General features: G+C 43.4%; 20 protein-coding genes. 8 read left to right on the top strand and 12 right to left on the bottom strand.

Annotated elements, in window-relative coordinates; genetic code table 11:
* The first annotated feature begins 15 nt into the window (after positions 1 to 15).
* Positions 16 to 1,326 carry a DUF3472 domain-containing protein gene (locus HB679_RS19585; RefSeq protein WP_255547669.1) on the top strand — a complete coding sequence of 437 codons (1,311 nt, stop codon included), beginning with the start codon at positions 16 to 18 and terminating at the stop codon, positions 1,324 to 1,326.
* 62 nt (positions 1,327 to 1,388) lie between these two features.
* On the opposite strand, the gene HB679_RS19580 is transcribed toward HB679_RS19585, so the two are convergent.
* Positions 1,389 to 2,354, bottom strand: coding sequence for a 2-oxoglutarate and iron-dependent oxygenase domain-containing protein (locus HB679_RS19580; RefSeq protein ID WP_214073724.1), 966 nt, complete (start codon positions 2,352 to 2,354; stop codon positions 1,389 to 1,391).
* A 98-nt stretch (positions 2,355 to 2,452) separates the two neighbouring features.
* On the opposite strand from HB679_RS19580, the gene HB679_RS19575 reads away from it, so the two are divergent.
* Entirely contained in the window at positions 2,453 to 3,889 is a 1,437-nt protein-coding gene (locus HB679_RS19575) for a S41 family peptidase (protein WP_214073723.1), read from the top strand.
* A 100-nt stretch (positions 3,890 to 3,989) separates the two neighbouring features.
* Positions 3,990 to 5,795: a DUF6600 domain-containing protein gene (locus tag HB679_RS19570; RefSeq protein ID WP_214073722.1), complete on the top strand. Its 1,806-nt coding sequence runs from the start codon at positions 3,990 to 3,992 to the stop codon at positions 5,793 to 5,795.
* Between the two features lie 541 nt (positions 5,796 to 6,336).
* On the opposite strand, the gene HB679_RS19565 is transcribed toward HB679_RS19570, so the two are convergent.
* The 6 genes from HB679_RS19565 to HB679_RS19540 form a co-directional block, all read right to left on the bottom strand.
* Positions 6,337 to 6,681 carry a hypothetical protein gene (locus HB679_RS19565; protein ID WP_214073721.1) on the bottom strand — a complete coding sequence of 115 codons (345 nt, stop codon included), beginning with the start codon at positions 6,679 to 6,681 and terminating at the stop codon, positions 6,337 to 6,339.
* 166 nt (positions 6,682 to 6,847) lie between these two features.
* A complete protein-coding gene (locus HB679_RS19560; RefSeq protein ID WP_214073720.1) occupies positions 6,848 to 8,155 on the bottom strand; it encodes an ammonium transporter in 1,308 nt (435 codons plus the stop codon).
* 761 nt (positions 8,156 to 8,916) lie between these two features.
* On the bottom strand, positions 8,917 to 9,522 hold the full coding sequence (locus HB679_RS19555) for a lipoprotein signal peptidase (RefSeq protein WP_214073719.1): 606 nt from the start codon (positions 9,520 to 9,522) through the stop codon (positions 8,917 to 8,919).
* Entirely contained in the window at positions 9,523 to 9,906 is a 384-nt protein-coding gene (locus HB679_RS19550; RefSeq protein ID WP_214073718.1) for a TraR/DksA C4-type zinc finger protein, read from the bottom strand.
* A complete protein-coding gene (gene ileS / locus HB679_RS19545; protein ID WP_214073717.1) occupies positions 9,906 to 13,514 on the bottom strand; it encodes an isoleucine--tRNA ligase in 3,609 nt (1,202 codons plus the stop codon). Before ileS ends, HB679_RS19550 begins: the two co-directional genes overlap by 1 nt.
* A 189-nt stretch (positions 13,515 to 13,703) precedes the next feature.
* Complete coding sequence (locus tag HB679_RS19540; protein WP_214073716.1) at positions 13,704 to 15,191, bottom strand: oligopeptide:H+ symporter; 1,488 nt, start codon at positions 15,189 to 15,191, stop codon at positions 13,704 to 13,706.
* A 319-nt stretch (positions 15,192 to 15,510) separates the two neighbouring features.
* Here HB679_RS19540 and HB679_RS19535 point away from each other — a divergent pair, with 319 nt between their 5' ends.
* The 3 genes from HB679_RS19535 (at position 15,511) to recO (ending at position 18,624) form a co-directional block, all read left to right on the top strand.
* Positions 15,511 to 17,391: a hypothetical protein gene (locus HB679_RS19535; RefSeq protein ID WP_214073715.1), complete on the top strand. Its 1,881-nt coding sequence runs from the start codon at positions 15,511 to 15,513 to the stop codon at positions 17,389 to 17,391.
* 152 nt (positions 17,392 to 17,543) lie between these two features.
* Positions 17,544 to 17,909 (top strand): diacylglycerol kinase family protein, encoded by a 366-nt coding sequence (locus HB679_RS19530; RefSeq protein WP_214073714.1) that lies wholly within the window; start codon positions 17,544 to 17,546, stop codon positions 17,907 to 17,909.
* Positions 17,899 to 18,624, top strand: coding sequence for a DNA repair protein RecO (gene recO, locus HB679_RS19525; RefSeq protein WP_214073713.1), 726 nt, complete (start codon positions 17,899 to 17,901; stop codon positions 18,622 to 18,624). The genes HB679_RS19530 and recO overlap by 11 nt, the downstream gene beginning before the upstream one ends.
* Here the strand turns inward: recO and HB679_RS19520 are convergent, their stop codons facing one another.
* The 4 genes from HB679_RS19520 to HB679_RS19505 form a co-directional block, all read right to left on the bottom strand.
* Positions 18,625 to 18,876 carry a hypothetical protein gene (locus tag HB679_RS19520; protein ID WP_214073712.1) on the bottom strand — a complete coding sequence of 84 codons (252 nt, stop codon included), beginning with the start codon at positions 18,874 to 18,876 and terminating at the stop codon, positions 18,625 to 18,627.
* A 377-nt stretch (positions 18,877 to 19,253) separates the two neighbouring features.
* A complete protein-coding gene (locus HB679_RS19515) occupies positions 19,254 to 20,078 on the bottom strand; it encodes an N-acetylmuramoyl-L-alanine amidase (RefSeq protein WP_214073711.1) in 825 nt (274 codons plus the stop codon).
* Between the two features lie 27 nt (positions 20,079 to 20,105).
* On the bottom strand, positions 20,106 to 20,531 hold the full coding sequence (locus HB679_RS19510) for a transcriptional repressor (protein ID WP_214073710.1): 426 nt from the start codon (positions 20,529 to 20,531) through the stop codon (positions 20,106 to 20,108).
* A 98-nt stretch (positions 20,532 to 20,629) separates the two neighbouring features.
* Complete coding sequence (locus HB679_RS19505; RefSeq protein ID WP_214073709.1) at positions 20,630 to 21,058, bottom strand: MerC domain-containing protein; 429 nt, start codon at positions 21,056 to 21,058, stop codon at positions 20,630 to 20,632.
* Between the two features lie 239 nt (positions 21,059 to 21,297).
* Here HB679_RS19505 and HB679_RS19500 point away from each other — a divergent pair, with 239 nt between their 5' ends.
* Positions 21,298 to 21,708, top strand: a complete 411-nt coding sequence (locus HB679_RS19500; RefSeq protein WP_214073708.1) for a response regulator — start codon at positions 21,298 to 21,300, stop codon at positions 21,706 to 21,708.
* Positions 21,709 to 21,812: 104 nt separating this feature from the next.
* On the opposite strand, the gene HB679_RS19495 is transcribed toward HB679_RS19500, so the two are convergent.
* Entirely contained in the window at positions 21,813 to 22,583 is a 771-nt protein-coding gene (locus HB679_RS19495; protein WP_214073707.1) for an MBL fold metallo-hydrolase, read from the bottom strand.
* 188 nt (positions 22,584 to 22,771) lie between these two features.
* Between HB679_RS19495 and recJ the strand changes: the two genes are divergently transcribed.
* Positions 22,772 to 24,472 (top strand): single-stranded-DNA-specific exonuclease RecJ, encoded by a 1,701-nt coding sequence (gene recJ / locus HB679_RS19490; protein ID WP_214073706.1) that lies wholly within the window; start codon positions 22,772 to 22,774, stop codon positions 24,470 to 24,472.
* Positions 24,473 to 24,483 lie beyond the last annotated feature (11 nt).

The following is a 24,483-nucleotide window of genomic DNA, read 5'->3' as shown; positions in this document are numbered from 1 at the left end:
CAAAGTTCTCCAGATATGTTGATTCGCAAACTGATTGGTAGCATTATACAGATGTTAGTTGCGGTATGGTGTTTTATGCCCGGCAAATCGCTTGCGCAAAGCACGGATACCACCATAAACATCCCATTAGGAGGCAATGCCTGGGTAAAACCAGACGCTCAGGCGAAAATCATTGACGACGGTTTAATGAATTGGGTGTCGGCAAACGATACCGTGAGCGTTTATGTGCGGGTTGAATCTGTGGGCGAATTCAACGTAGGTTTGAAGCTCGGGGTTCCAGATGGTGAGAGTAAAATAGAGATCCATTTTCTGAATCAGGTTTTAAGTAAAACAGTCTCTGCCAATAATGCTTCCGGCGAGGTTAGCTTTGGTAAAATAAGGGTAAGCCAAACCGGGTATTTAAAATTTGAGATTATCGGCATCACCAAAACCAGTTTAATCTTTGCCAACATATCTGGTTTAGTATTGACCGGCCCGGCACTTAACAAAGCGGCCTACGTACATGATAATCATGGCAACTACTTCCACTGGGGCAGGCGAGGGCCTTCTGTTCATTTGGTTTATAATGTTCCAAAACAATCAATAGAATGGTTTTATAACGAGGTTACCATACCACCGGGCAAAGATATTATTGGTTCTTATTTTATGGCTGATGGTTTTAGCGGTGGTTATTTTGGCATGCAGGCTAACTCGGCAACTGAAAGGCGATTACTATTTTCTGTGTGGAGCCCTTATGAAACAAATGATTCTAAATCTATACCTGATAATCTGAAGGTTGAGCTGCTTAAAAAAGGAGAGGCCGTTCATAGTGGTGAATTTGGCGGCGAAGGTTCGGGCGGGCAAAGCTATTTGGTCTACCCCTGGGTGGCTGGTAAAACCTATTGCTTTTTGATACGCGCTCAAGGCGATATTGCGGCAGAAACAACTATCTATACCGCTTACTTCAAACCCAAAGATGCAACCGAATGGCAATTAATAGCCAGTTTTAAACGCCCGCAATCGGGTTCGTATTTAACGGGTTTGCATTCGTTCGTTGAGAATTTTGATCCGGTCTATGGCGATAAAATGCGCGAAGCTTTCTTTGCTAATCAGTGGACGGTCGATATAGATGGCCATTGGGAAGCAATTTATGGTGCCAGGTTTAGCGGCGATGAAACGGCAAAGATCAATTATCGCAAAGATTATGGCATTAAGGCCGGCCCGGGAGGGTTTTACTTAATGAATGGTGGGTTCTTTAATAATTTTACACCTCTTGACCTGCAATTCTCGGCCAATAGGCTTATTGTCAGAACGCCGCCTCAAATAGACTTCAGCAAACTCCCCTAAAACAACGCAGCCGTTATATCCCGGTGGAAGATAACGGCTGGTATATCTCAGCAAATTGCTATTTATTTTTTCAATCCTATTTCGCGTAAGCGTTCGTCAAGGTATTCGCCTGCGGTAGTGTCTGTATATAATTTCGGATGTTCGGCGTCAATAGTTGACGGCAAAGAGGTCAAATCCATATCAGATTTTGGGTGCAGGAAGAATGGCACCGAAAAACGCGAAAATTTCATCAGTTCGCGCGGCGGATTAACCACCCGGTGCGTAGTCGATTTTAGTTTGTTATTGGTTAAACGCTGCAGCATATCGCCCACGTTTACTACCAAATCCTCGCCATGCGCTTTTACCGGGTACCAGGTATTGTCGCGGGTTAGCACTTCTAAACCGTCGGCACTGGCGCCAATTAATAAGGTAATCAGGTTAATATCCTCATGCGCACCCGCACGTACCGCATCGGCAGGTACTGCATCGGGGTTTTCAATAGGGAAGTAGTGCAGCGTGCGTAATATCGAGTTACCATTGTTTACCTTGCCGTCAAAGTAATGCTCATCCAGGTTCAAATAAACCGCAATGGCACGTAGCAAATCCTTCCCTATAGCCTCCAGCTTTTGGTAAACCTCTAAGGTTATCGGGTTAAATTTTGGCAGCTCTTTTACCTGTAAGTTTTTTGGATATTCTTTCTCTAATTCTGGATCTCCCTTAACGGTTTGGCCAATTTGCCAAAACTCTTTCAAGTCGGGCGTTTTAAAACCTTTGGCCGTTTCTTTGCCTTTGCCGGTATAACCGCGCTGGCCCGCCAGCTCTGGTATTTCGTAGCTTGATTTTACGTCGTCAGGCAAAGCAAAGAGCGTTTTAACCTGGTTGTATAACTCGTCTATTAATTCTTTGCTTAAACCATGATTGGTAATGGTAACAAAGCCGGTTTCGTTAAAAGCCTTGCCTATATCGTCCGAAAATTGTTTGCGTTCGGCCTCGCTACCGTGAGTATAGGAATTAAGATCGAGACGTGGAATATTTACTGCTGTGCTCATAGTGTATGATGATAAAACGTAAAAATATTGAAATAAATATATTTTAGTATAAAGGTGGAAAAGTTTGTTGTTGGCTTTGTGTTATATTTATCCACCTTATGAAACGTGCCCTTATCCTTATCGCTGTTTTATGTGTTTATTTTTGCCAGGCGCAAGACACCGCTAAAAGTGTTTTCACAAAATATTATACAGTTAACCAACTAAAATCAGACTTTGTTTTTTTTAGGGCGACGTTAGAAACTATTCACCCAAGTCTGTATCGCTATCATTCTAAAGACTCGGTTGACACTTATTTTGATAAAGCTTTAGTACAGCTCGATCACCCGATGAATGAGTTGGAATACTGGAGGATTTTAGTGCAAATAATAGCCAAATTAGGTTCGGGGCACACTTCGTTATATCTGAGCGATGCTTTTCGTAAACATTATTTCACAACCAATCACAAATTATTGCCGGCATTGTTTTACATCCAGAGTAATCGCTTATTTATCAGGAGCAACGTACGATTACAAGACTCGCTGTTAAAACAAGGGAGCGAGGTGTTGGCCATCAATAATGTGTCAGGTCCGGATATATTAAAACGAATGCGTGATTTTGTTTCGGGCGACGGTTACAGTAATGCTTTCAAAGACAGTAAGATATCGCTTGATTTTGTTAATCTGTATAATTTAATCAATGGCGATCAGAGCCAGTATTTTTTTGTGTTAAATGAAAAGGGGAAGATTAAACGGACATTAGTTCAGGCTAACAACGCTATCAGGTCGACTCCTTATTCAAATGCATCAAACCCACCCAACATTAGGTACCCGCTAGATATGCCCGGTACTGCAGTTATCACCATCCCTAACTTTGAATATAAAAAAGACTACGAGCATCTACACGCAACGTTTTTCAAAGAAATAAGAGAACGCCATATTACTAACCTAATTATTGATCTGCGTAATAACCCGGGAGGCGAAGTGGAGATATTTGATGATTTGATGGGTTATGTGATGAACAATGGTTATCAGGTGGCGCTATCAGACGAAGGCTTTGTAAATCCCGGACGATTTGAATATTTAAGCAAAAAAAGCGAGACGAATGAGGTTAGTATTGCAGATATAGAGGGTTTGGGCCATAGTTTGCGAAGAGACACTTATGATATTGGTGCGGTTAAGTGGACAAGAATGCATGAGTTTAAAGGCAAACTTTACCTGTTAATTAACGGCGGCTCGTTTTCGGCGGCGGCGTTATTTACTACTGCGGTTAAAAGTCAGCGGGATTGTATTACTGTCGGCGAAGAAACAGGAAATAGCGGTTATGGAAGCGATGCCGGGCCAAAACCAATGACTTTGCCAGAAACGCATGTTAAACTGTATTTGCCTATAGTATGGTATTACGCGGCTCGGACACCGGGTAAGAATCAAGGTGAAGGGTTAACGCCGGATATAGAAGTGCCAGAACCTTTATATAGCATCCGTTATAAAGGCAATGACCCGGTGATGGAGGCAGTTAAAGCAAGTATTTCGTCGGTTGGCACCAAGCCAGACAGATAAGCAGAATTATCTTAAACAAAACAATTATCGAATTTAAACGATTTTATATTTAACAAGTCCAACCAATAAACCGATCTTTCACAGTTTTAATTGTAATAACATGAAAATCTTAAATAAAATATGGGGAATAAGCTTATTAGCAATATTGCTGATAGTTGCTGCCCCGAAAATAACTAAGGCCCAGGATGAAGCGTTATCTGAGCAAGACTTTTACGACGCCCTTTCGCCCTATGGTACCTGGGTTAATGATGCTACCTATGGCAACGTTTGGCTGCCGGACGTTGAGGAAGGTTTTATGCCCTACCAAACCAACGGGTATTGGGCCATGACAGAGTATGGCAATACCTGGGTATCAAATTACGAATGGGGATGGGCGCCTTTTCACTATGGAACCTGGCGCTTTGATGATTATTATGGATGGGAATGGATCCCGGGCTATGATTGGTCGCCTGCATGGGTAGTATGGCGTTCGGGCAATGGCTACTATGGTTGGGCCCCTATATCGCCCGATGCAGATTTAAGTGCATCAATTGGTGGTGCCGGTTACGATGATTATTGGACGTTTGCACCTGCCGCTTACATGTATAGCCCAAGTCTTTACGGTTATTATCTTCCGCGCGAACGGGTGAGAACTGTTTACCGTAATTCTACTGTGATCAATAATACTTTTGTTTACAATGGTCGTAGCTATACAGGTGGGCCACATGCTTCAGATATTGCGCGCTACACACATCAGCGCCCAACAGTATACAGGCTTGCCGATGCCAGTAGACCGGGCAGTATAACGGTTGGTGCTAACGTAGTAAATATTTTCAGACCACGTATTAGCCGTACGCCTAGTGCACGCCCTCAACAAGTGGTTGATGGGAAAACTTATGAGCAACAAAATCCCAATCAGCGTATTGGCAACCGTCAATCATTAACATTTAACCGGGTTAATGCCCAAAAACTGGCTCAAACCGCCCGTAGTAGTCGCCCAGCTAATAATACAGTGGGTGTAAACGGAGGCGCCGGTACCAATCAGCCTGTAGCAAGACCGTCTCAACCTGCACAGGTGCCGGCAACCAGGCCACAGCCCGCGGCTACTAACCCGCAAACACCGGTTACTACCGCCCCGGCACCACGCGGCAGTGCAAACACACAACAAGGGAATACTACGCCAAGGGGAAATGGAAACGTTACACCACCGCAGCAAAATCAGGCAAACCCTGTTCAGCAAAATAATAATCCGGCACAAACAGTGCCTTACCATGGCCGGCCAGAAAACCGCCCTAACCTAACGCCGACCAGGCCGCAGAATGGACAAACTGTACAGCCGCAATCAACAGGTCAGCAAGCACAACCGCAGACCCAACCAGTGCAACAACAGCAAGCCGTGCCGCAAGCACAACAGCAGCACCGTGGTCAGTTAAGATCCCAGCGTCCGGCTCAACAACAAGCACAGCAACAGCCGGTGCAGCAACAACAACCTGCTCAGCAGGCACAGCAACAGCAAGCCGCGCAACAACGTCAACAGCAACAAGCCGCGCAACAGGCTCAACAACAGCAAAATGCTCAGCGCCAGGCTCAACAACAGCAACGTCAGCAGCAAAATCAGGCCGCTCAGCAACAAGCTAATGAGCAAGCACAACAACGTCAGCAACAGCAGGCCCAGCAACAAGCAGCTCAACAGGCACAACAACGTCAACAGCAACAGGCCGCCCAACAGGCGCAACAGCGTCAGCAGCAGCAAGCTCAACAGCAGGCGGCTCAGCAAGCGCAACAACAGCAACGCCAGCAACAGGCTCAACAACAAGCCGCTCAACGCCAGGCGCAGCAGCAAGCGCAGCAACAACAGCGCCAGCAGCAGGTGCAGCAGCAACAACAACAACGCCGCCCACCTCCACCCGAAAAGAAGCCTCAATAGCTGATTTTTGAATAGATATATGTGAAAAAAGCCTGCTCCCGTATTAACGGGACGCAGGCTCTCACATTTAACCGATCAACAACAAACGATTAAAACTTTTTAAACTCAGAAAGGTATATGCAGGGCGTAGCTCTACCTTGCGGCGGTGGCTTATTATTCAATAAATTTTACGTATCTTAAGCTGGTTTACAGCGGCGATAAAATCTTAAATAAAGGCTGATCCCCCCTTTGGATCAGCCTTATCCCACTATAATGAAATCTTTATTAACCGGTGGTTTTGATTCAGCATCGGTGAAGGGCCGGCACTTACAATTATGCACGTATTTAGTGTTGTTGTAGCAATCAATCAAATCTAAGTGTATGTGCTTGTAAGGCTGGCCCGATAAAGACTGTCAAGAAGGCTTGATGAATTATCAGGTTGCCGTAAACTATGCTTATAAAAGCAACAGTAAGGATTGATAAGATATCTGTAAGCAAGATGTGCCACTCCCGTTAATTGGAGCAGGTAAAGAATCAGCTAGCTAACAGAACCTTTTGGCTGCTACCAAAAGACGTGGAAAGGAAACAGAAAATCTGCGTTTCGAAGCGAGTATCTGTGATGGTTGTATCCGGAAAAAAAATTAAAATACCTGATACAGGTATTGGCAGTTTGCGTAGCAAGGTAGGCGGTATAAACCGGGCTGTTAACCTTGTTGTGTACCTGGCGTATGGCTTCCTGGTTACCACCAATTAAGTTAAACTTGATGAATGGATTGGCAGGCAGATTTTGAGCGCCTAAGACCTTTGATATTTTGGTATTATGATCGTTTTGATAAGCATGCCCGGCCGGTGCTGCTTTGCCGGTAAAGAACGCGCAGCAGAGTAACAGCAGGAGAAATAGCTTCAAGAATTGTTTAGTGTCAAATCTCATTAAAACGATACTTGTATATTATAAATTTAAGAAAATTATTTGCTTTTTGACCTTAAATTTTCTTTTTTATTGATTTTTAAGTGGTTAAATAAGCCCGACTGCGTGTCGCCGCAGCCGGACTCGGGGGGGGTGACAATATCTATTAAAGCTCTTCGTCGTGCTGGCTGATGTCCAGGCCTGCAATTTCTTCTTCTGGTGTTACACGCAGCGTGCTGATCATGTCGGTAACTTTTAACAGCACCCATGCGCCGCAGAAAGCAAATGCCGATACTGCCACCAGAACGATCAGGTGTTTTACAAACAAGGTAGTTTCGCCAAAAAACAAACCATTGGCACCCGCGCTGTTTACGCTTTTGGTGGCAAATACACCGGTTAACAACATACCCATCATGCCGCCTACACCATGGCAAGGGAAAACGTCCAGCGTGTCGTCGATCTCGGTCTTGCTTCTCCAGATCACTACCAGGTTACTTACTACCGCGGCTACTATACCTACGATCAATGATTGCGATACCGTAACATAACCTGCTGCCGGAGTGATAGCTACCAAGCCTACAACCGCACCAATACAAGCACCTAACGCCGATGGTTTTTTGCCTCTTAAAATATCAAAGAAAACCCAGGCCATTGCCGCGGCTGCCGATGCAGTAGTGGTGGTAGCCAATGCCGTTGCTGCCAGCTCGTTTGCGCCTAATGCAGATCCAGCGTTGAAACCGAACCAACCGAACCATAGTAAACCTGTTCCAAGTATCACATAACTAATACGCGCCGGAACATGCGATTCAGGGATCTCGTTTCGTTTTTTAAGATATAAAGCCGAGGCCAAAGCTGCCCATCCTGCAGACATGTGTACCACAGTGCCGCCGGCAAAGTCAAGCACGCCCATTTTAAAGAATATGCCCTCAGGGTGCCAGGTTGCGTGCGCAAGCGGGGCATAGATAAAGATGATGAACAGCGTGATGAAAATGAGGTAAGAGTTAAAGCGGATACGTTCTGCAAATGCACCGGTTATTAAAGCCGGGGTTATGACCGCAAACTTTAACTGGAACATAGCAAACAAAATAACCGGGATAGTACCGCCCAGCCAGGCTACACCCAGGGTGTGCTGCATCATGAAGAAGGAGGCCGGGTTACCAATTAGGCCGGCGCCACCAACATCCTCGCCAAAGGCTAAACTAAACCCAAATACTACCCAGATGATGGTGATGAGCCCCATGCAGACAAAGCTTTGCAGCATAGTAGAGATAACGTTCTTTTTATTAACCATACCGCCGTAAAAGAAGGCAAGGCCTGGTGTCATTAATAATACTAAAGCAGTCGAGATCAACATCCAGGCTATATCTGCCTTGTCCAGTGTGGTTGCTGCCGGTGTAGCGGCGAAGTTACCCGGAAAGGCAAACGCCAGGATAACTACAATAATAAGGATGCCAAAGGGTACAAATTTTTTCATGTCGAAAATTGTTAATGGGTTTGAGTGATTAGATTGATTGAAAAAAGAGAGGGGGAGCGTGACAAAACAGCACCTATAGCAAAGCCCAATGCTTGCGGTTAATACCGGCATTAAATGCTATAGCCTGAAAATGTCTTAACAGATTTGTTTGCTCCGGGCGTAACGCACCAGCTAGCATACCCTTTGAGGGTTGTTGAAGGAAGTTTTTGAAAATCATAGTTTTTAAGGTTATTAAAATTGAGTTGAGCTAATTTTTGTGCGAATGGCACTTGAATTAGCAACAGAATGTTAAAAAATCTATAAAGAACGCTATGATTTGATTGATTGCTTTTGCTAAAATACTAATACAATTTAAAAATCCTATAAAAATTCATAATAAATTAGTCTGAAATTAATAATTATCGATTTTTATGGAGGGTTTTGTAAAATATTTAGGTAATTATTTCAATATTTTAAGTTTTTGATAGATTTTGTTTGGCAGCAATTGATGATATATGGGTAAATGGTGGCTGACTGGGCAATAAGAAGAATTAAATGTTAAAATTGACGAATAAAATCAAACAGGCAATTGGTTGCGCCTCAACCCACAACCCCCCACCCGTCATTGCGAGGAACGAAGCAATCTCTGCGCGCCAGGCGGATAATATTGCTTACCTATCGTGTAGAGATTGCTTCGTTCCTCGCAATGACATGGAGGGTTATTACAAAACAAAAAAGCCGCATAAAGCGGCTTTTAATATTTATAAGAGACTTAGTGAGTCCTAATCTTCTACCATTTCGCTGTTCGGCGCTTCAACTTCCGGGGTTTCGTGTTTGAAGTAGTGCTTTTGAAATATCAGGATCAAGATAACACCTATCGATATCGATGCATCGGCCAGGTTAAACACCGGGCGGAAGAAAACAAAATCCTCGCCACCCCAAACCGGAAACCATTTAGGGAAATCGCCTGATATCAACGGAAAGTAAAACATATCTACCACACGACCATGAAATATAGGCGCGTAATGAAAAACAACACCATAAAAGGTGGAGTCGATAATATTACCTACGGCACCGGCTAGTATCAATGCGCCGTTCATGATCAGGCCGCGGTGATATTTGTGCTTGATGAGGTATACAATACCATAGCCAATACCCGCTACGGCGATGATGCGGAAAAGTGTCAAGGTCAGCTTACCCCAGTCGCCACCCAGCTCCATGCCAAAGGCCATACCGTTGTTTTCGGTATAGTGCAACATACCACGGTCGCCCAGAAACTTAATTTCCTCACCCTGGTACATGTGTCCGTGAACCCAAAGCTTAATAGCTTGGTCGGCAATAATAATTAGTAAAGCAGTTAAAAAAGGTTTTATGTAAACAGCCTTCATTTATTGCTTTAGTTTAGCCTCCATAGTAAGGGTGGTATGCGGTACTGCGCGTAAACGTTCTTTTGGAATCAGTTTACCGGTTTCGCGGCAAATGCCATAAGTTTTATTTTCAATACGCACTAAAGCGGCTTCTAATTGCTCAATAAATTTTTTCTGACGGGCGGCTAGTTGATTGATCTGCTCTTTTTCTAACGTAGCCGATCCATCCTCTAATGTTTTATAAGTACCGGCAGTGTCATCAGTACCGTTAGCATTTGGCGAGCTTAGTGACGATGCCAATGCGTTTAACTCTTCTTTAGCGCTGTTTAATTTATCTAATAACAGGTCTTTAAATTCTTTCAACTCAGAATCACTATATCTGGTCTTTTCGTTTTCTACTTTCATTATACTTTATTAATAGCAATAATTATTTCGTTCTCATCTATTGTTGTGGTTTCGCCTTCACTTAACTGATTGTCGACCACTATACTATCAGCCAAAATTTCGGCGCAAATATAAGATAAATTGTTATTTAGCGCACGGCTGATCAGTGGACTGTCTGATAATCTTACAGTTATCCGGTCGGTAACCTCAAATCCATTGTTTTTGCGTAGATTTTGTATGCGGTTTATTAACTCGCGCGATAACCCCTCTTCCTTTAATTCTTCGGTTATGGTAACATCTAAAGCCACGGTTAGTTTTCCTAAATTTGCAACCTGCCAACCCGGCACATCCTCGGCAATGATTTCTACATCGGTAGCTAATATCGAATATTTAGAATCAAGTACCGCTATGCTGCCTTCATTTTCTAATTCGGCAATGTCATCCTGGCTAAAGTTGGTGATCAAATCGGCAACTACTTTCATATCCTTGCCCACCTTAGCACCAAGAGCCTTAAAGTTTGGTTTGATCTTCTTTTTGATGAAACCGGCAGTATCGGTAATGTATTCGATGTCTTTGATGTTGGTTTCAGACAAGATCAGTTCTTTCACCTGGTCAATCTGTTGCTCAAAGCCTCTGTCTAATATCGGCAATAAGATCTTGCTTAACGGCTGGCGTACGTTAATGCCCACCTTTTTACGCAGCGATAACACCAGTGATGATATATCCTGCGCCAGTTGCATCCGCTCTTCTAACGGCTCATTTACCAAAGCAGCGTTATAATCAGGGAAGTAAGCCAGGTGTACCGACTCAAATGCTTCTTTTTGGGTGATGCTGTTTAAATCGGTATATAAACGCTCGGCAAAAAACGGCGCAATCGGCGACATCAATTTAGCGACAGTAATTAAACAGGTATATAAAGTCTGATAAGCTGATAGTTTATCTTCCGAATCATCCGATTTCCAAAAACGGCGACGGCTTAAACGTACAAACCAGTTGCTCAAGTTTACGTCCACAAAATCCTGGATGGCGCGGGCTGCTTTGGTAGGTTCAAAGTCGGCATAAAAAGCATCGACCTCTTTGCTCAGGGTATTTAATAACGATATGATCCAACGGTCTATCTCCGGGCGATCCTGGATAGCAATATCCGCTTCGCTGTAAGTAAACTTGTCGATGTTGGCATACATTACAAAGAAGGTATAAGTATTATACAAAGTACCAAAAAACTTACGGCGAACCTCGTCTATACCATCCACATTGAATTTCAGGTTGTCCCAGGGCGAGGCATTGCTGATCATGTACCAGCGCGGCGCATCGGCGCCAAACTGCTCAATGGTTGCAAACGGATCAACACCATTGCCTAAACGTTTAGACATTTTGTTGCCATTTTTATCCAGCACCAATCCGTTCGAGATCACGTTTTTAAAGGCTATGCCCTTATTGCCAACTTCGGCATTAATAGCTTTGATCTCGTCGCTGGTTTCGCTCAGCATTACCGCAATAGCATGCAATGTAAAGAACCAGCCACGGGTTTGGTCAACACCTTCAGCAATGAAATCGGCCGGATAGGCATTTTTAAATTCTTCTTTATTCTCAAACGGAAAATGCCATTGCGCGTAAGGCATGGCGCCGCTATCAAACCAAACGTCTATCAGATCGGCCTCGCGATAATAATAGTAGGCCTGGCTGTGATAGTATTTAGTAAGAATAATGTTGTCTACATAAGGCCTGTGCAGGTCCATAGCGATATTTTCTTTCGCAAAGAATTCATCAACCGAAGTTGAGAATTTTTTCACCAATTCATCTCTATTTGGGCATAGGTCAATAAAGTTCCTCAACTCCACTATTCCCTTTTTTAAGCCGGTTTGAAGCTGCTGAATAATAGCCTGGTCTTCTTCAGAATCCTCGTCCTGCGGGATTGAAAGGAATTCCATTATTTGTGTTACGGTATGCTGTAAAAAGAATTCTTTTGCTTGTTCGAAGTAAAAATAAGAACCTTCTTTTTTCAGACTTTCAATGCTGCCGATACAAATTTCAGGTTCGGGAACGTGAGTAGCATCGCAACGCCAGATAGGCAGCGGCGTACCCCAATAGCGCGAACGCGACAGGTTCCAGTCTACCAAATTCTCCAGCCAGTTACCAAAACGGCCGGTACCGGTCGACTCAGGTTTCCAGTTGATGGTTTTATTTAGTTCCACCATTTTGTCCTTCAAAGCGGTAGTACGGATGAACCAGCTATCCAGCGGATAATACAATATAGGTTCATCACTACGCCACGAGTGCGGGTAGCTGTGTTCGTATTTCTTAACGTCAAAAGCCTTGTTCTCGGTTTTTAATTTGATCGAGATCAATACGTCAGTCGGTTTAAAACCATCTGCGGCGCGCTCTTCGGCGGTATAATATTCTTCTTTAACGTAAAAGCCTGCAAAATCGGTAACCTCATTAACAAAACGGCCCTGCTTATCAACCAGCGGCACATCTTTGCCGGCTTCGTCCTTCACCATAACGGCAGGCACACCGGCTTCTTTGGCAACTCTAAAGTCATCCGCACCAAAAGTTGGAGCTATGTGTACTATACCGGTACCATCTTCAGTAGTTACAAAATCGCCGGGAATAACACGGAAACCGTTTTTGGCCAGATCTTCATTGGTTACATATGGCAGTAATTGCTCGTAATGTATGCCAACCAACTGCGCACCGGTATAAGTGGCTTTTATTTCCCATGGGATGATCTTATCGCCGCCTTTATAATCGTCGAAAGATGCACCCTGGCCATCGGCCTTTAATAATTTGCCAACCAGATCTTTAGCCAGTATAACAGTTATCGGCTCATAGATGTACGGGTTAAACGTGGCAACTTTAACATACTGGATCTTCTCGCCAACAGCTAATGCACTGTTTGATGGCAGGGTCCAGGGCGTGGTGGTCCATGCCAGAATGAAAAGATCTGTATTGATATCGTTATATAAAAATTCTGAATCCTCATCGCGCTTAACTTTAAACTGCGCGGTGATGGTGGTATCCTTTACCATTTTGTAGGTGCCCGGTTGGTTAAGCTCATGGGAGCTCAGGCCGGTGCCCGATTTTGGTGAATAAGGCTGAATAGTATAACCTTTATAAAGCAGATCTTTGGCATGCAGTTGCTGCAGTATCCACCAAAGCGATTCAATGTATTCGTTTTTGTAAGTAATGTATGGTTTCTCCAGGTCGACCCAGTACCCCATTTTTTCGGTCAGGTCATTCCAGATATCAGTATAGCGCATTACCTCTTTGCGGCAGGCGTCGTTATAATCTTTAACAGAGATCTTTTTGCCTATATCGTCTTTGGTAATACCTAATGCTTTCTCTACCGCAAGTTCAATAGGCAGGCCGTGGGTGTCCCAGCCGCCTTTACGTTTTACCTGGAAGCCTTTTAGTGTTTTGTAGCGGCAAAAAATGTCCTTAATGGCGCGGGCCATTACGTGATGGATGCCCGGCATGCCGTTGGCACTTGGCGGGCCCTCATAAAATGTATATGGCTTGCTTGCAGGGCGGCTGCTGATGCTTTTTTCGAAGATGTTATTCTGCTTCCAAAACTCCAGGATGTCTTTGCCTGTTTGCGATAAATTTAACTGCTTGTATTCCTTGTACATTAATCTTTTACACCTTAATTTTTAGAGGTTGCAAAAATAGGGAATTTACAACGATATATATAATGTGAGGGTTAAATTGTGGTTAGGTAACTGGTGAGTGTTAGTCGATGCAAGTTGGGAGACGCAAAATATTGAGTCTCTACATAAATGCAACCGTAGAGACGCAATATTTTGCGTCTTATTTGAAACCTATTTCACCTCCTGCATCCACTTTTTAAGCAGCGGTATCAGCAAAGCAAAAAATACTGCGGCACCAATGCTTAGCAAAGCCAGCTCGCCATATATTTTAGTGTAATATGGCAGTGATAGTATTGGGTTATGAATATTTTCAGGCACGGTGGCCAGGCTACCTATCTTAGCGGCCAGATATTCGCCCAACGCTGAGGCAATGCCCAATACACCCATCATAGCGCCCACAATATTTGCCGGCGATAGTTTGTAGCTGAGCGAATACATAATGGGGCCTATACACAATTCGCTAAACTCCATTAATATATAGCCGCCAAATAAAAAGTAAACTGGTACCAATCCGGTGCTTTTGTACAAGATGCATCCCCACCAAAACGAGCCGAAGAAAGCACCCATAAATAAAAAACCGATCACAAATTTGAGTATGGTGCCGGGCTCAAAGCCAACGTTGTTGAGCTTGCGCCAAATCCATAACATCAGGGGCATCATAATAGCCGGCAAAAAACCGGTTAAAAAGTTATTAATAGCCAGGCCGGGCAATAGTACGTTGCCAACATGCATGTCCATATTGCGAATCACAAACAGGTTAAAAGAGCCGCCACTTTGCTCATAAAGGGCTAAAAATAACGCATATGCTGTAAACGCCACCAATGCGGAAAATAATTTAAACCGCTCGGCGCGTGTATATTTAAACGATACGTAAATCACATAAATAAACGAAACGCCCGCCAGGGGAAACAAAACTACATCCATTATCCCCGGATGCAGAAATATCAGGGTTATTAAAGCAATGGCCGGGAGGCATAAAATGTAGGTTAAAGTTGCCCCATTTATACCCGGTAATATTTTTTTTGCTGCCGCCGCCGCAGGTTGTCCGTATTTTTTATGGATGCGGAAGATCATGCCCAACAATGAAAACACACTGCCTACAGCTGCAATGCCAAAAGCAAGCTGCCAGTTTATTTGCTGCCCTACGTAACCACAAACTATGGCACCCACTGCTACGCCTATGTTGAACAAACCATACATGATGGTGTAGGCTGAGTCTTTGCTTTCCAGATCATCCGGATGGTAAAAATCGCCTGGCAAAGCTTTGATCATCCCGACAGTAAAACCGTTGCCGACTACATAAAAAGACAAACCCGTAAAAAATAAAGCCGGATAAGGCATGGCAACACAAAACAGCCCGATAGTTTGCAAAAGGCTCCCAAAAATTAAGGAGTTGCGTTTGCCTAATATTTTATCGGCAACTATACCGCAAAAAAGTGGCAAGCCGAAGGCCAGCGCAGAGAATGTGCCGAATATGGCGTAACCCTTGTCGTCGCTAAAATGCAGTTTGGTAACCATGTAGGCCAGCAGTATAGCGGTGGTGCCATAATAAGCAAACATGTGCCAGCTTGTGGCAAGCGAGAACCTATAAAGTTCTTTAGGGTGTTTGATCTTTTTGGGCAGATCGAGGCTTGGGGTATCAACAATAGGGGTCTCCATCAAGTAATACAGCAGGGGTTTTGTTTAACTTGCTGTAATATAGTATTTTTTGGGGAGAAATAGTAGGCGTGTTTTAGAATGCTTAGGACTCACCCGATCATCGCTACGCTTCGTCACGCTCTTCGCCTTCGGCGGAAAGGGGGGCAGAAAGACTTACGAAGTTTTTAAAACTTCGTAAGTCTGATCTCAACAAAAACGACCCTCTTTCCCGCTTGCGGAAGAAGGGTCAACGAGCAACGCGAAGTTGGGGTGAGTCCCCCGGCGGATAGGCAACTTTGTTTATATTTTCGCTAAATTTACTATACCAATAAAAGCCATCATGCTAAACAAAGTAACCCGCTTTATCGCCTTGTTATTACTTGCGCCTATTTTCGCGCAGGCCCAAACCCTCAAGAACTTTAAAGTTACCGACCGCTTCTTCGGCATCCATTTTGATTTTCATGCCAACCCGGATACCCACGGTATCGGTAAGACTTTAAAGGCCGAGGATGTAGATTTTATGCTTGACCAAGTAAAACCTGATTATATCCAGGTAGATACCAAGGGACATCCCGGCATATCCAGTTACCCCACCACGGTAGGCGTTGCCGCACCGGATATTGTTCAGGACCCACTTAACCTTTTTCGTGCGGAAACGGCTAAGCGAGGTGTAGGATTATTCTCTCATTTTTCGGGCGTGCTGGATGCACAGGCTGTAAAAGATCATCCTGACTGGGCCAGGATAAACAGTAACGGTAAAGCCGACGCCGGCGCTACTTCGATTTTTGGCAAATATGCCGACGATTATTTTATTCCGCAGTTGAACGAGTTGAGTAGTAAATATCACATCAACGGCCTTTGGGTAGATGGCGAGTGCTGGGCACTGCAACCCGACTATTCGCCGGTGGCTATTGAGGCGTATAAAAAATACAGTGGTAAAACTAGTGTGCCTCATTCAAGAAGCGACGCGGATTATGCCGGCTACGTGCAATTTACCCGCAAGGCTTTTCATCAATATTTAACGCATTACATTAACGCGGTTCATAAATTTAACCCCAATTTGATTGTTACAAGCAACTGGTCATTTTCTTCATTTATGCCGGGCGAGGTGGATGCGCCGGTTGATTTTTTGTCTGGCGATTTTACCAGCGACGCCGTGCCTGATGTGGATTTTGAAAGTCGTGTATTGGCTCCGCAAGGTAAACCATGGGACCTAATGTGCTGGGGTTTTATGAGCGATAAAAACGGTAAAGGCTTCTATTGGAAGACTGCGCGGCACTTAGAACAAAAGGCAGCCCTGGTGATATCGCAAGGTGGGGGCTATGAAATCTATACCCCGCAGCACCGTGATGCTTCAATACCCATGGAGACCGTGCCTACCATAGCCGAAGTTTCTAAATTCTGCCATGAACGAAAAGCGTACACTTTTAACTCGACCCCCGTACCGCAGATTGCTTTGTTGCTTTCTGAAACCGGGCATTATAATGAGTCGCCGGGTGTTTTTGAGAACGGGCAGGGGGGAAACAACAATGTAAAGGGTACTTTAGAAATGTTGCTTGATTCTAAATACAGCGTACAAGTTTTACAGGAGCATCACCTTAAAAATTCGCTGGCACAATATCCGCTGCTAGTGGTTACCGAATGGCGCAAACTATCACCCGAGTTTATTGCTGAGGTAGAACAATATGTAAATAATGGCGGTAAAGTATTAGCTATTGGCGACAGGCACCTATTTACCAAACTATTGCCTGAAAATGCGACAACCAGTAACGTAGGCGGGCTATCAGTCACCCAACAAAACTATGGTAAAGGGGCGATTGCTTGTATCAATGATAACATCTCCTTAAAATATCTCAATACCAAAAATGACACGCTGCGCCGGTCTGTTCAGCAAATTGTAAGCGAGTTATTTCCGCAGCCCAAAGTGGTGGTGGATGGCGAGGCGAAAATTCATATCACCCTCAATAAAAAAGGAAATAGCTTGTTGCTGCACCTGGTAAATGTGGGCGATCATTTCGATACCAAGCCGGATAATACCCTGGAGTTTAAAATGCCGGCTATAACAACGCTGATCAATGTCGCTTTAACTACCGGCAAAAAGCCGAAAACTGTTTTTTTGCAGCCGGGTAATGTGGCTCTGCCGTTTACCTATGCTGCCGGTAAGATAAAATTTGCGGTAGATGGCGTGGATGTTTATTCGATTGTGCAGGTGGTAAATTAATGTCGTAATGTAGAGACGCAATATTTTGCGTCTTAAACTTAAACTCTTTTTATTCAATCGTGCAGGTCGTAGATTAATGTCTGGCGGGAGACGCAAAATATTGCGTCTCTACATACAGATATTTCCACCCTTCTTTTCCCTAAATTTGAGGAATGAAAAAATTTATCCGTGGTTTTGGCTATGCCTTTAATGGGCTGGCACATGCTACTAAAACGCAACTCAATTTCCGGGTGCATTTGGTGGTAGCGTTAATTACCGTTTACACGGGGTACGCTTTGCGTATTGCTACTAATGAATGGCTTTGGATTGCGTGCTGCATTGCCTTGGTTCTAATGTCCGAACTGTTCAATACCGCACTTGAATTTTTAACAGACCTGGTATCGCCCGAATATAATAAAACTGCCGGTCACGTTAAAGATATGGGCGCCGCCGCAGTGGTTGTTGCAGCGTTATTCGCACTGATTACCGGCCTGGTAATTTTCTTACCCAAAATATTGTTGCTGATCCATGCTGCATAAAACCAGGGGCATAGTACTCAAAACTACTGACTATGGCGAAAGCAGTGTCATTACCCAGGTATTTACCGAGAAATTGGGCTTGCAATCATACATTATTAATGGCGTAAAAAAGCCTAAGGCCAAAATAAGCCGCAATATGCTGCAGCCTTTGCATTTGCTGGATATGGTAGTGTATCATAAAGGATCGGGCGGTGTGCAGCGTATCTCCGAATTAAAGACCTCCCCGGTACTGCAAAGTATTCCTTACGATGTAATTAAAAGCAGTATGGCCATGTTCTTGAATGAGGTGCTGTATAAATCCGTACGGCAGCAAACGCCGGATGAGAATCTGTTTGATTTTATATTTAATACTATAGAATGGTTGGATCATCAAACCATCGGACTGGCCAACTTTCATTTATTGTTTCTAACCCAGCTTACCCGTTACCTGGGTTTTTATCCCGATAAGTTCCTGTCTGATGAGGCAGATTATTTCGACCTGAAAAACGGCGTATTTATCAAATATAAACCCGATGGGTTGTTATATCTGTCGCCACCGCATACCCAAAACTTTAGCCGGCTGCTGCAATGCAGTTTTGAAAATTTGCCCAACCTAAAGTTTAGTAATGACGAACGCCGTTATCTCATAGCCAAGCTGTTAGAATATTACGCACTGCACATTGAAGGCTTTGGTAATATCCATTCGCATGAGATACTGGAAGAGGTGTTGGGATAACTATACCTTTAACCCTAAAACTTTCTTTTTAATGAAATCGATAGACGAGTCTGGCAATTGCGCGCCGCTGATTTGGGTAAGCGTGCCATCATTGTTGATTTTAAGCTCGGCGCTCAGATTTTCGTCGATAATGACGTGAAGGGTTTGTTGTTCTTTTTCTACCCGGCAATTTACATCGCGACCAGAGTAATGTATTTCGAATTGGTATTTACCGTCTTTTTCTGCTGGTGTGGTATCTTTAGATTCGATCATGGCTTCATGTTTTATTTTATAACACCACAAATCGCCCGATAGTTTTTTGATCTTCAAAATCCGTAGCAAACAAAACCCTGTAAAAGCAAAAAAGAAGGCCCAGCGTGCCCTCTTTCTCGTATTAACTGACTCATTAACTTATCATAAAGAACAATTGGTTTAGTTCGATAGTAACAATACCACAAAGATAAAGCTGACTTTTTATCATAGGTTAATTTTTATAGCTCATTTAACTTAATTTAACGCGATACTTTTGCACAATAGAGCCGTTAATTAACAATTGTGGCAATATGGTGTGTTTCTTTGCCATTTTCGCAACAAAAACCCGGGCGGTTTTTGGTATTTTGGCCTAATTGGTGTTAACTAATTGTTAGTACTTATCCGTTGGTTTTGGCCTTGTAGCGTTTTAAAGACTTGATAATCACCTGTACAATTTCATCCTGTCCTTCGTCCGATGTCAGGTAATCTTCATCTGTCGGGTTATTAATAAAACCGGTCTCGATCATTACTGCAGGCATGGCGCTGTGGGCCAGCACCAGGATGCCTTGCTCTTTAACCCCTATGGTTACGCGGCCCTTGGTTTTAAACTCTTCGTTCAATATGTCGCCAAAAAAAATGCTGTGCTGGCGGTATTTCTGCATGTAAGCGTTTAGCAAAATCCGGTTAACCGGATCGTCTTCGTCGTAACTTTGATATTTGGTTTTGTAGTCTTTTTCAATATAAATAGACGAGTTTTCACGAATAGCTTCTAACTGCTCTTTAACCCGGTGAAAACCATAAACCAGCATCATGGTGCCTTTTTGTTTATGATCGCTATAACCGGTGCCCTCCGGAGATGAGTTGCAGTGTATAGAAATAAATAAATTGCCATGATGCTCATTGGCAATTTGCGATCGTGTGTCCAGGGGGATAAATGTATCATCCGACCGCGTCATTACGGTACGGATACCCGGCATTTGGTCCTCAATGGCTGCTCTTAGTTTTTTGGCAATTTGCAAGGCAACGGTTTTTTCGTTGGTATGCAGCCCATGTGTTCCCGGATCTTTACCGCCGTGCCCGGCATCAATCACTACCGTTTTGAAATGATAACCATTGTTTTTGGCGCTGTCTTGCTGGTTGGTAAATGAACTGAGCGAGATTACTAATGCCACCAAAATGCTATTGAGCGCAATAAGGTGTAAGCGGGTAAAGAGTTTGTTCATTTAACTAATTAGGGTATCTGCGGATAATTATTTATTTGAACATTTAGGGCATAAGCCGGTAGCACTAAAGCTTAATTTATCCAGTTTAAAACCGGCGGGCAGAACGATAGGCGGCATATCCATCTCTTCAAGGCAGTATACATTTTTGCAGTTGGTGCAGTTAAAATGCAAGTGCTCGTCGTGGTGATGATGCTCATCGCAGTCTGACGAGCAAATGGCGTAATTAGCCGTGCCATTCAAATCAAAAACTTTATGGATAATACCTTTTTCTTCAAAGGCGCTTAATATGCGGTAAAGTGTGACACGATCTACATCGCCGATAACGCTTTCCAGATCTGGCTGTGAGGTAGCTGTTTTTTTGTTGACCAAAAGCTGCAACACTCTTAGCCGGGCCTCAGTACGTTTAAGCTGATGCCTTTTTAATAAATGTTCGAAATGCTGATTATGGATCATTTAATGAATGTCTTTACAAAATTACTAAGAATTAGCGAATTTGTTTTTAATAATTAACGCTCTTCGCCAAAGGTAATTGCGGGTAGGTAAGCAGAATTTTAATGCCGTTTGGCATGATGGTGCTTCAACAGAAAGAAATGATCGTCGGTTTTGCAAACATCAACATATTTAAAATTTACAAAATGTGCCACAGCAATGGTTAAGCCGCCCAGGGGCACAATAATGGCTTCTATCCATCCTTTTAAATAAATATGGCCGCCTATTACCAGGGAAAACCCTGTTAGTAATAACAATAAAGGCAGAGCCCGGTGGTGCGTGCGGAAATACGACATGAAAATGGAAGAGACCCCCAAAAGCAAGGCCAGAATGATCATGCCCCACTCAAACCATGGATTGGCCAGGAAACCTAAGCCTATTAATGGCAAAAAAGTAAGTAGCAAAGGCACTATGGCGCAATGGATTGCGCACAATGTTGATGCGGTCATCCCGATGCGGTCTAATCTTGAATCCGGTCTTTTTGAAGTCATTATGCAAATATAGTCAAATGCAACTTTATTGCATTTTATTTCTGATAAAATTATACTCCCCTGACACTATATTGCTTTAAAGTAAAGAATGAGCGGGTTTTATTATTTTCTTAATATTTAGGCCCATGTTTATGTAAAATTGCTTGTATATTCATGTGAAATAAAACACTTTTGCTTTTTGTGATGTTTACAACATATAGGAATACAACCTTTTCAAAAATACGCCGTATAAACACCATATGACTACTACCAGCAAACCAGTAAGTATATTATTAGTGGATGATGACGAGATTAATAATTTTATCTCTATCAAACTGATAAAAAAGGCTGTCGACAATACCGCCATATCTGCGTGCTTAAATGGACGGTTTGCAATAGAAGAGTTGGTAAATATCCAAAAACACGACCCTGCCCTGCTGCCAGACTTTATCTTGCTTGATATAAACATGCCAATAATGAATGGCTGGGAATTTTTAGATGAATACAAACGGCTGAACATAGATCCGCTTGGAAAAAGCAAGATCTACATCATCTCGTCATCGGTGTTTAGTAACGATATTAATAAAGCACGCTCATACCCATTGGTAAAGAATTTTATTTCTAAGCCCTTAAGTGTAGAAAAAATAAAAGAATTGTTTAACGCTAATTAAGCGTTACCGCTAACACAAAAAGAAAAGGCGATGAGTTACTCATCGCCTTTTCTTTTTGTCAAACGTAGCGATGGGTTTTAAACCCATCACTACAAGCATGTGGACTATACCGGTATAATATTGAAATGATCACCATTATAACCAATGTTACCTACTGGTGTCGATTTGGCGTGGTAAAACAAAGTTGTCCAACCCTCGGCAGCGGCTTTTTTGCCATATTCCTCACGCAGGTCCATAGCCTTTTGCGGGTTAAAATCATATTTAGCTTTAAATCTTCTGATCAGTTGCTCGGGTTCAGGCGATTCATCGCCGCCAAAAAACACTTTGCTTTCGCCATCCTCCAACCAAAATACCTGGTGATACTGGCAATGCCCGCCTGATAGCTCATATCGAATGCCGGGTTTAAACTCGCCCGAGCCTTCTAAATAAGTAATATTGGCCGAACGCTGTAATACTTCAAAGATTTCTTTATGGTATGATGATGATTTACCGCTAAAGGCTGTTTCCCATTCGCCGCGTTGTATCACGTGTTCTGCTCCGGGGAAACTTGGTTCAAATTTACCGTTGCGCTCAACCACTAATCCGCCCGAATGGTCATAGTGCAGATGCGACATTAAAACCAGCGTAACATCGTCAGGGTCAAAACCCGCGTTGCGGATGTGTTGGTGCAGAAAAAGTTCGTCGCGGGTATCTTTATAACCCAGCCCGCAATCTAAGACAATTAAATCCATTGATGTTTGCAACAGGAAAGGGTTGACGTGTATAAATAAAGAACCAGGGCGGTCGCGAAAGTTATCGACCTGTGGGTTAAAAGGAATAAATTTTTTAGTAGCATCTACCGAATAAGAGCCTTCACCTAATGCAAAAATTTTCATGTGTAATTGATATGCAAATGTGCAAATATGCTGATGTGCAGATGATTGATTAATAAAATTTCAATGTTTTTAAATACTTACAAAGGCATCTGCACATTCGCACAATTGCATATCTGCACATTTTCTAATCATTTGCACATCCGCATATCTGCACATTAACTATATTTACTGTTTTAAGCAACAAAGATATGAATAAACGGTGGGCGATAAAGGAAGTGCCGGCAATTGATGAAACAGACCGATTAGCTGCCGAGCTTAATATTGATGCCGTTTTAAGTGCTTTACTTTTGCAAAGAGGGATTAATACTTTCGAGGAAGCGCGCTATTTTTTTAGGCCAGACCAGCGCCATTTGCATGATCCTTTCCTGATGCAGGATATGGAAAAAGCTATTGAGCGCATTGAAACCGCCATCGCCGCCGGCGAAAAGATCATGATTTACGGCGATTATGATGTGGACGGGACCACCTCGGTAGCCGTGGTTTACAGCTTCTTTAAAAATCATCATAGTAATATAGAATACTATATACCCGACCGCTATAAAGAAGGTTACGGCATATCTACCCAGGGCATTGACTATGCGGCAGAAAATGGATTTTCGCTCATCATTGCTTTAGACTGTGGCATCAAATCCGTAGATAAAATAGCCTATGCAAATGAGTTGGGTGTAGATTTTATTATCTGCGATCATCACACCCCCGGCAACGAATTGCCTGCTGCGGTAGCCGTACTTGATCCAAAACGTAAAGATTGCGACTATCCATTTAAAGAGCTATCAGGCTGTGGTATTGGTTTTAAGCTGATACAGGCCTACGCCGAAAAGAATGAGTTGCCTTTTGAAGATGTTGCGCAATATTATGACCTTGTGGCTGTCAGCGTAGCTTGCGACATCGTCCCAATTGTGGACGAGAACCGGGTGCTGGCTTATTTCGGTTTACAAAAATTGAATACTGACCCTTGCATCGGTCTCAAAACATTAATGGGAGTTGCAGGCAAGAGTATCACTTATACTATATCAGATATTGTGTTCCTGATTGGCCCGCGCATTAATGCCGCCGGGCGTATTGATGACGCTAAGCACGCTGTCGAATTATTGATATCATGTAACGATGAAGAAGCGCAAACCAAAGGCGAGCTGATAAACGTGCATAATATAGAACGAAAGGGCCATGATTTGCAGATAACCGATGAGGCTTTAGGCATGATTGCCGATAGCCAGGTGCTGATCGAACGTAAATCGACCGTAGTCTTTAATGAGAACTGGCACAAAGGGGTGATAGGTATTGTTGCTTCGCGATTAACAGAAAAGTATTATCGCCCAACCGTGGTGCTTACCCGCTCAAACGGGCATGTCGCAGGCTCTGCGCGTTCTGTATTGGGTTATGATCTGTATGAAGCCTTGTGTGGCTGTAGTGATTTGTTGATCCAATTTGGCGGGCATAAATATGCGGCAGGCTTAACCATGCAGCCCGAAAATGTGGAGGCATTTATGGATAAGTTCGAAGAAGTAGTAAGCGCAACAATTACGGCCGAACAATTGATCCAGCAGATACAAATTGACGCCGAATTGCGTTTAACACAGATCGAGTCTAAATTTTTCAGGGTTTTGAACCAGTTTGCCCCTTTTGGGCCTGAAAATATGGCGCCGGTGTTCCTTACCAAAAATGTGTATGTTAGCGGCACGCCGGTATTGGTGGGCCAAAACCATATCAAAATGACGGTGGTACAACCCGGCTCGGCTGCGTTTGATTGCATTGCCTTTGGCCAGGGCGAACAGTTAGAGCAAATTAAAAAGGACATGCCTTTTGATATTTGCTACGCGATTGAAGAAAATGTTTGGCGCGAAAGGCGCACTATACAGTTGAATGTAAAAGGAATAAGAACGTTATAGGTTGTACGTTA

It is taken from the genome of Mucilaginibacter sp. dw_454 (assembly GCF_018449775.1).
GTDB lineage: Bacteria > Bacteroidota > Bacteroidia > Sphingobacteriales > Sphingobacteriaceae > Mucilaginibacter.
Note: the sequence above shows the minus strand (reverse complement) of the source record. Positions and strands in the feature narration are given on the sequence as shown.

Excerpts from the sequence above, each read along its gene's own strand:
- HB679_RS19585 (WP_255547669.1), top strand. The coding sequence starts at position 16 with ATGTTGATTCGCAAACTGATTGGTAGCATTATACAGATGTTAGTTGCG.
- HB679_RS19580 (WP_214073724.1), bottom strand. The coding sequence starts at position 2,354 with ATGAGCACAGCAGTAAATATTCCACGTCTCGATCTTAATTCCTATACT.
- HB679_RS19575 (WP_214073723.1), top strand. The coding sequence starts at position 2,453 with ATGAAACGTGCCCTTATCCTTATCGCTGTTTTATGTGTTTATTTTTGC.
- HB679_RS19570 (WP_214073722.1), top strand. The coding sequence starts at position 3,990 with ATGAAAATCTTAAATAAAATATGGGGAATAAGCTTATTAGCAATATTG.
- HB679_RS19560 (WP_214073720.1), bottom strand. The coding sequence starts at position 8,155 with ATGAAAAAATTTGTACCCTTTGGCATCCTTATTATTGTAGTTATCCTG.
- HB679_RS19555 (WP_214073719.1), bottom strand. The coding sequence starts at position 9,522 with ATGAAGGCTGTTTACATAAAACCTTTTTTAACTGCTTTACTAATTATT.
- HB679_RS19550 (WP_214073718.1), bottom strand. The coding sequence starts at position 9,906 with ATGAAAGTAGAAAACGAAAAGACCAGATATAGTGATTCTGAGTTGAAA.
- ileS (WP_214073717.1), bottom strand. The coding sequence starts at position 13,514 with ATGTACAAGGAATACAAGCAGTTAAATTTATCGCAAACAGGCAAAGAC.
- HB679_RS19540 (WP_214073716.1), bottom strand. The coding sequence starts at position 15,191 with ATGGAGACCCCTATTGTTGATACCCCAAGCCTCGATCTGCCCAAAAAG.
- HB679_RS19535 (WP_214073715.1), top strand. The coding sequence starts at position 15,511 with ATGCTAAACAAAGTAACCCGCTTTATCGCCTTGTTATTACTTGCGCCT.
- HB679_RS19530 (WP_214073714.1), top strand. The coding sequence starts at position 17,544 with ATGAAAAAATTTATCCGTGGTTTTGGCTATGCCTTTAATGGGCTGGCA.
- recO (WP_214073713.1), top strand. The coding sequence starts at position 17,899 with ATGCTGCATAAAACCAGGGGCATAGTACTCAAAACTACTGACTATGGC.
- HB679_RS19520 (WP_214073712.1), bottom strand. The coding sequence starts at position 18,876 with ATGATCGAATCTAAAGATACCACACCAGCAGAAAAAGACGGTAAATAC.
- HB679_RS19515 (WP_214073711.1), bottom strand. The coding sequence starts at position 20,078 with ATGAACAAACTCTTTACCCGCTTACACCTTATTGCGCTCAATAGCATT.
- HB679_RS19510 (WP_214073710.1), bottom strand. The coding sequence starts at position 20,531 with ATGATCCATAATCAGCATTTCGAACATTTATTAAAAAGGCATCAGCTT.
- HB679_RS19505 (WP_214073709.1), bottom strand. The coding sequence starts at position 21,058 with ATGACTTCAAAAAGACCGGATTCAAGATTAGACCGCATCGGGATGACC.
- HB679_RS19500 (WP_214073708.1), top strand. The coding sequence starts at position 21,298 with ATGACTACTACCAGCAAACCAGTAAGTATATTATTAGTGGATGATGAC.
- HB679_RS19495 (WP_214073707.1), bottom strand. The coding sequence starts at position 22,583 with ATGAAAATTTTTGCATTAGGTGAAGGCTCTTATTCGGTAGATGCTACT.
- recJ (WP_214073706.1), top strand. The coding sequence starts at position 22,772 with ATGAATAAACGGTGGGCGATAAAGGAAGTGCCGGCAATTGATGAAACA.